Annotated in this window: 6 protein-coding genes; all 6 read left to right on the top strand. The window is 54.0% G+C overall.

Annotated features, from left to right (window positions below):
* Positions 1–425: 425 nt before the first annotated feature.
* The 6 genes from HGP14_RS34875 (at position 426) to HGP14_RS34850 (ending at position 6,866) form a co-directional block, all read left to right on the top strand.
* Positions 426–650, top strand: coding sequence for a hypothetical protein (locus HGP14_RS34875; protein ID WP_168834340.1), 225 nt, complete (start codon positions 426–428; stop codon positions 648–650).
* A gap of 608 nt (positions 651–1,258) precedes the next feature.
* Positions 1,259–2,164, top strand: a complete 906-nt coding sequence (locus tag HGP14_RS34870) for a hypothetical protein (RefSeq protein ID WP_168834339.1) — start codon at positions 1,259–1,261, stop codon at positions 2,162–2,164.
* Positions 2,165–2,197: 33 nt separating this feature from the next.
* The gene (locus HGP14_RS34865) at positions 2,198–3,430 is read left to right on the top strand and encodes a hypothetical protein (RefSeq protein WP_205927474.1); all 1,233 of its coding nucleotides are present in this window, start codon (positions 2,198–2,200) and stop codon (positions 3,428–3,430) included.
* A gap of 142 nt (positions 3,431–3,572) precedes the next feature.
* Positions 3,573–5,480, top strand: a complete 1,908-nt coding sequence (locus HGP14_RS34860) for an alpha-ketoacid dehydrogenase subunit alpha/beta (protein WP_205927473.1) — start codon at positions 3,573–3,575, stop codon at positions 5,478–5,480.
* A gap of 12 nt (positions 5,481–5,492) precedes the next feature.
* Complete coding sequence (locus HGP14_RS34855) at positions 5,493–6,599, top strand: 2-oxo acid dehydrogenase subunit E2 (protein WP_168834337.1); 1,107 nt, start codon at positions 5,493–5,495, stop codon at positions 6,597–6,599.
* Positions 6,600–6,611: 12 nt separating this feature from the next.
* The gene (locus HGP14_RS34850; RefSeq protein ID WP_168834336.1) at positions 6,612–6,866 is read left to right on the top strand and encodes a phosphopantetheine-binding protein; all 255 of its coding nucleotides are present in this window, start codon (positions 6,612–6,614) and stop codon (positions 6,864–6,866) included.
* The last annotated feature ends 299 nt before the right edge of the window (positions 6,867–7,165 follow it).

Raw genomic sequence — 7,165 nt, 5'->3', positions numbered from 1 at the left:
CGCGGACCATCATCGAGAGCTGCGAGGAGCCGCGATGCGGATGTGGCGTGAGATCGCCTGTCTTCAGGCTACCTGATCGTAGCCTATAGATCCCACTGTGGCCGCCGCCTGCTAAGTTTACAATGCCGTGACGTTTGCAGTCTCTCCGATCTGGTGCCTTGGCTGACCAATCCAGGAAACTTACGGGAGAACTGCCGACAAAAAAGCAACCTTGAATTTCTACGCACTTTAGGAGAGACCAGAAAGCATGGTGGAGCGATTGACGAAAGACAACCCCGATAATTACCACTCCCTTAAGTGAAGACCAGACAGGGAGAAGACCAACCCGACGCCGGTTCACCCCGACAGCCATCAAAATTACCATCAGGCCCCTCAGTCTGCAAAGCCGTGGACAATATTACTCGATCCACCACAAAGGCCTCCTGTTGATCGAGAAGACCCGCAACCCGGCCGGCGATGCCTGCCGTCGCTTGGTCGCCCTCGGTCATTCAGGCCGACTGGAAGTCTGGGGCGATCAGACAAACGCCCGCCTGATCATCCCCGATATCGTCAAAGCGGCTGGCATTACCATCTGCGAGAATGAGCGCCATGGACCAAGGTTCATCGCTTACAGGGCGCTTCCCGAGTTCGCCAGAGGGGCAGCCTCGTAGTTCACGTCCAAGAAATACTAGATCGCTAGACCGGCGAGTTGGTCTCGGTCGAACAGGGCGATTGGATCACCATCACCGAACTGGCCAGCGCTTCGGCCTTGGCCGCAGACAAACGACTTCCGTCCGTCGCAACATGGAGTTCCTACAGGTCGACGGAGGTGGTCGTAACAGCCGCCATCGCATCGCGGATTGGGTGGTCGCAAAAGAATGGGGCAAGCGGCTTCATCGCAAAAACGATCAATTTCGGTTCGACATGATCGGGCATCATGCCGTTGCGTGGATCACCGAACGATGGCAATCGACCATAGCCGCGCTTGATCGAGAAAACCTTCGACGATCAGCCCACCCGGCTTGTCCTTGAAGACGCGGGGATCGCCTGCATCAGCCCATCGCCTCGCATAGCCTTGTCGACATACATCGTGCATGCAAGACCCGGTTCAGTCCATCTCATCAGACTCTCCACTTCTCCTGAAGCAGGTACCGCCAATTGGTGACCTGCGACCCTCATTTGGTGGAGTTGCAGGCTCGTTTAATTCCTGACTATACTCGCCGTGCGATGGGTGTCTGTTCCAATGCAAGTTTGTACATATGCGCATAATGGAGTCAGCGTGCAGGTTGAAGTATATCATCTTCGTGACTTTGCTGAAGAGGCCGGTTATACCGTTCTTCGTGATGTGCCATTCACTCAGATTGGCTTTCTGAACCATCACGGATCACGTTTTGTCGCCCCGTTGTTTGAAAAGAACAAAGTTGAGTTCCTGAAAAAAATTGGCAGTCGTTTAGCAGCTGTTTTGACAACCGCAGCGATCGCAGAGAGTGTCAGCGAGCCGGTCGGCTTGATGGTTGCAGACACCCCAATGGATGCCTTCTGGCGGCTTCATCAGGCGATCGGACGCCGGTTGGAACGTAAACAGCCTCTGTTGCCAACAGTGATAGCCGCCACAGCGCATGTCCATCCTAGCGCTCACATTGACGAGCGGGGTGTCGAAATCGGCCCGGGCAGCGCAGTTGGGCCAAACGCCAGCCTTATCGGGCGAGTGGTAGTTGGAACAGACACAGTCATCGGGGCCAACGTTGCAATCGGTAGTGAGGGCTATCAAGTAACGCGTCTTGAAGGCCGGGTGGCTAACGTACCGCATTTAGGCGGCGTACGGCTCGGTGACCGCGTTGAGGTGCAAGCCGGCACAATCATCGATCGCAGTCTGTGGCCAGGATTTACAGAGATAGCCGACGATACAAAAGTCGGTGGAGCTGCATACATCGCTCATTGCTCTACTATTGGCCAGCGGTGTCGCGTGATGACCAGATCAGTCGTTTGCGGCAGCGTGCGTATCGGAGACGATGCCATAGTAGGCGTGGGCGCAATCGTTTCCAACGGCGTGTCTATTGGTAATGGCGCAGCGGTGATGATCTCGGAACTTGTCCGGAACGACATCCCGGAGGGTATGGTCCAGTTGCAGGGACAATGCATCGATCAGCGCAAGTTTGCACGTATGCGAGCATTATCTAGCTGATCTTTGTGCGCCTGAGAAACGTAAGGAAAGGCTATGCGTGAAACGTCAACTCAGTGCGACCTTACAATCAGGTTTGCGGGACATATGACAATCCGTGAGCTTATTTTGTTGACTGGCAGGAACGAGGACGAACTACGGGCGGAAATAGCCGCATTGGGCATGAATAAGACAGCACGTTTTGGAACGGAGACCCTCACTTTAAACGACGCTCGTCGACTGATGGGAATCGGGCACACAGAGAAATTTGCAATGCAAAGTTCCACTTTGCCGGGCTTCTCATTTCCGCGGCTTCATAGACTTATGCACCGTGCGATCGAATCAACGGGGTTAGATCTGTCCGGCTTGACAGTACTCACCGAAGCAGCAAGTGGAGCTTACGCAGCGACTGCAATGATCGCGGCGTTAGCTGGAGCCAAGAGGGTTTACGCGTTCGTTCGTCCAAGTAAGTATGGCACAGTCGCGGAGATTCAGTCTTCTACACTGCGGCTTGCATCATTCATTGGCGTCGACGATAGGATCACAGTTCTCGAAGAACTGCGGGACGACGTAATAAAAGATGCCGACATTGTCACTAACAGCGGCCACCTCCGGCCTATATCGCCTGATCTGGTTAGCAAGCTTGCTGACGATGCAGTTATCGCCCTGATGTTTGAAGCCTGGGAATTCAGACCAGATGACATCGACTTGGACGCTTGCGTTCGTCGAAGTATCCCCATCGTTGGCGTGAATGAGAGGCATCCGTCAGTTGACGTATTCTCTTTCCTCGGCCCCCTTTGTGTGAAGCATCTGCATGACTGCGGTTTAGCGGTCTATCGCGATCGTATTGCGCTTGTTTGTGACAACGAATTCGCAGGGCCAATGGCCGATGGTCTGTCGGCTGCTGGTGCAGAGGTCGAAGTATTCAAAGTTGTGGGCGACCTGGTTGAAGGAGAGTGGGACGCGGTAGTTGTTGCCCTCAAGCCCCATCGGGAGCCCCGTGTAAGTTCAGCGGAATTGAATCATATCGCCACCTGCGTTCCGTCAGGAGCAGTTGTCGTTCAATTCTGGGGAGAGGTTGACCGCGAAGCGGCGAAAAGGGCGGGTCTGAGCATTTGGCCCGTTTCCCCGCCCCGGCCCGGCCATATGGCGATTCTGTTGTCTGACATTGGACCAGAGCCGATCATACGGTTGCAAGCCGGCGGCCTCCGTGCAGCGGAACTGGTTAGGCGTGCAGGCACAAGAACGCGAAGTGACCTCGTTCAACTAGTGTCCATCAATGATCTTTGACGCTCACCTCATCCGTAGAATTGCGTAAACTTAGAATTGGAGCGCAAGCATGACCGCCTTAGGCAGTACTCGCGATTTCTGGCCGACTTGGCTGAAACGGGATAGCAGCGGTCGGCTTAGGGTTCCGCTTGAAGATGCCTCCTTGTATGCAGTTGGTCATTTTTTGCGCTCCGCCGAGCAATCTGTCCTAGAAATGTTCTCGATGGGCCAGGTCCAGGGCACGACTCACACCTGTATCGGGCAAGAGCTTTGCCAAATGGCAGTCGTACGTGCCTTGACGCATGTGGACGACCATGTCTTCTCAAACCACCGCAATCACGGCCATTTCCTGACGTTTAGCGGCAACTTGGACGGATTGCTTTCAGAAGTTGCGGGACGGGAAGGGGGCGTTTGTCAGGGATATGGTGGAAGTCAGCATCTGGCGATTGATGGTTTTCACAGCAACGGCGTACAAGCTGGCATGACCGCCATAGCCGTAGGAACAGCGCTGTCGCTGTCCCGTAGTAGTAGTGAGGGCATCGTCGCTGCAGTTGTCGGCGACGGCACATTGGGCGAGGGTTTGCTTTATGAGAGTCTCAACCTCTCGGGAGTGTGGTCCGCACCAATTCTATTCGTGGTCGAGAACAACCGGATTGCTCAGACCACCCCGCAAGCAATGGCACTGAGCGGCGATATTGCCGCCCGAGGTTCAGCTTTCGGTCTGGACACTTGGCGGGTGAGTGATTGCGAAAAAAACTTCTTCGTTGTCGTCGATGAGATCGTTAGCGAGGTTCGCTCGAAAAGGCGCCCTGGGTTCTTAGTAATTGACACCCACAGGCTCGGACCACATAGCAAGGGGGACGACCTCCGTGATCCGGCTGAGATTGAATCAATTCGTCAGTTAGATCCACTTGCTGCGCTCGGCAATAGATTGCCAAGACAAGAGCGCGAAAGGATCGAGTCCACCAACAATGCATTTGTCAGCGCCGCCTTGTCGAATGTGTTGGCGCGGTCGCCCGTACATCGATTGCGCGACTGGCAGCCGGCGCCTCTATTAACGCAACAAAGATCAACCGGGAAATCGCCTGAGGGACTCACGGTTGCAGGAGCGATTGGCACAGCTTTGCGCGACTCGCTTGCACGTCACCCTCGCATGCTTCTGTTGGGGGAGGATCTACACGATCCTTATGGTGGCGCTTTCAAGATAACTAAAGGCCTATCAACTTCATTTCCTGGAAGAGTCATAAGTACCCCGATTTCAGAAGCAGGGATCACCGGTGTCGGAATAGGTTTAGCGTTGCAGGGGTGGCATGTTGTAGTCGAAATCATGTTCGCTGATTTTCTAACCCTCAGTATCGATCAACTATGCAATCACGCGACCAAGTTTCCCTACTTGTTTGACAGAGATGTCGCGCTGGTAATGCGGTCACCGGCTGGCGGGGGGCGTGGATATGGCCCAACCCACAGCCAAAGCCCCGAGAGCATCATGGCGTCAATACCAGGACTGCCAGTAATTTATCCGAGTCACAGACATGATTGCGGCGCCATATTAGCTGCCGCTATCACCAATTGCCGCTCGCCCGTTATGTTCATGGAGCATAAGCTGCTGTATCAGCGCCCTCAAGACGCTGGGGATTTTCAATGTCATTCGAATGCAGATGTCACTAGTTTGTTTCCAGCAATGGTCAGAAAATCGCTTAATCCAGACCTCACAATTGTGACTTACGGCGGCGCATTGATCCTGGTAGAGGAAGTCGCGAAGGTGTTGGAGCAAAAAGAGGAGCTTAGCGTGGAAATCGTTGTTCCTTCTTTGTTAACGCCGCAGGGCATAAACGACGCATTGGCAGCTATTAGTACCTCTAGGGTCTGTGTCGTCGAGGAATGCCCCGGACAATTTAGCATCGGTAGCCAGATGATTGCCCAGCTCGTAGCGGCACCCAAAAAAATTGCGGTACGTCAGGTGGGCGCCTCGCCGGTACCCATCCCTTCGGCTCGAACACTCGAAATGGATGTGTTGCCCAACGTCGACGTCATATTCACGGCAGCGTTAGACATGGTTCTGAATTCCTGAGACGGAGCTAGCATGTCAACTCAACCTCTTGTTATCCCGCGAATAAACGCAAATGACGACGAACTCGCACTGCTCGCAATTCACGTTGCTGTTGGCCAGAGCGTGGTGGAAGGTCAAGTCCTGGCCGAAGTCGAAACAAGCAAGGCCGTGGTGGAACTAAATGCTCCTTGTGCCGGCTACGTTCTGCGCATTGACATGAGCGCTGGTCACAACGTTCCGGTAGGACAACCGTTACTCTGGCTCGGTAAAAACGCGACGGACTTGGCGCCCACGCCCAGCGCTTCTCCAGCTCTTGACACGAGTGTGATCGGAAAAAGGAGGATTACTACCAAAGCGCTTCTGCTGCTTCGCCAACTGAATCTGGATGAGCGTGAGATACCCTCTGGGGATAAGGAGCTAACGCGCGAAGACGTTGAGCGATACGTGCTCAGCCGCCCCGCCGGCTCGGAAAGAGGAGAACATGCGCCTGCCCCCTCCGAGGACAATCCAGCGGATGAGCAAATGGTTGAATTGACTTCATGGGAACGGGCCATGTGTGATTCCCTCTCGTGGCACCGTGACGAGGCCGTACCCTGCTATCTGGAAGTGCCACTCGACGTCGAAGGATGGGACCATTACGCATCAACAGCATTTAGCGGTAGGGAGGCAATGGTCTCTCCTCTACTTGCATTGATGGCCTACCGTGCCGTTGAAGCTGTTGGCTACTTTCCTCGCGCTAATGCAATCCTTTCCGGCAGACACTATCATTTTCGCCAATCCGTAAACTTAGGCTTTATGGTCAAGACTCCGAAAGGCTTGGTGATGGTCTCCGTCAATAATTCGAATCGGATGGACACGTTCGAATTTGTATCAGCCTTGTCGCGCCTGCAGCGGCGGGCGTTTTCTAGCAAACTGAGGCCGGATGAATCTAGTGGCGCCACATTGGCATTTACCAGTCTGGCAAACGTAGGCGTGGTCCGCCATATGCCTGCACTTCCTCCAAAATGCTCGCTCATTATCGCCCATTCCGCGCCCCAAGATTCATTGGCACGTTTGGGTGTTACCTATGATCATCGAGTGCTCGATGGCGATACTGCTGCCTCTTTTCTGAACTTTATAGCCAATCCACCCAAACCATGAGTTCAAATCACGATGTCGAACATTGAGAAAATCAGGACTCAAGTTGAGTTTCTTGCTGCTGCCCGCGGTCGCTCAGCTTCAGGTCTCGATGAAGATGCCATTCTCCCTGAAACCGGCCTTTTAGATTCCGCAGCGATCATCGAACTCATCTGCTGGATCGAAATGGAGTTTTCGCTCGATCTACCGGAAGAGGAAATTACACTTAAGAACTTTGGCACTATCAAACGCATTGCAGCCTATGTGAACAGGAACGGCTCGGACCGATAGCAAATCTGATCTTAAGACGTTGTCGTCGGTTGTTTTGTAATGAGACGAGATCAGCCTATTTGGTTGAACCGGGACGGATGAAACGATGAAACAGTCGTTCGGCAGGGTGTGTTATGACCGCGAGCATTGCTTCCAAGGCGATAGCACGCGCGGCATCTAACAGTTAGTTCGAGGGCATTGTAAACTTAGCAGGCGGCGGCCACAGTGGGATCTATAGGCTACGATCAGGTAGCCTGAAGACAGGCGATCTCACGCCACATCCGCATCGCGGCTCCTCGCAGCTCTCGATGATGGTCCGC

Origin of the sequence: Rhizobium sp. P32RR-XVIII (genome assembly GCF_012641395.1) — a bacterium.
Classification (GTDB): domain Bacteria; phylum Pseudomonadota; class Alphaproteobacteria; order Rhizobiales; family Rhizobiaceae; genus Rhizobium.
This window is presented reverse-complemented; position numbering and strand designations above follow the sequence as displayed.

What these genes read in the sequence shown, in the direction of transcription:
- HGP14_RS34865 (WP_205927474.1), top strand. Translation starts at nt 2,198, where the DNA reads ATGCGTGAAACGTCAACTCAGTGCGACCTTACAATCAGGTTTGCGGGA.
- HGP14_RS34850 (WP_168834336.1), top strand. Translation starts at nt 6,612, where the DNA reads ATGTCGAACATTGAGAAAATCAGGACTCAAGTTGAGTTTCTTGCTGCT.
- HGP14_RS34855 (WP_168834337.1), top strand. Translation starts at nt 5,493, where the DNA reads ATGTCAACTCAACCTCTTGTTATCCCGCGAATAAACGCAAATGACGAC.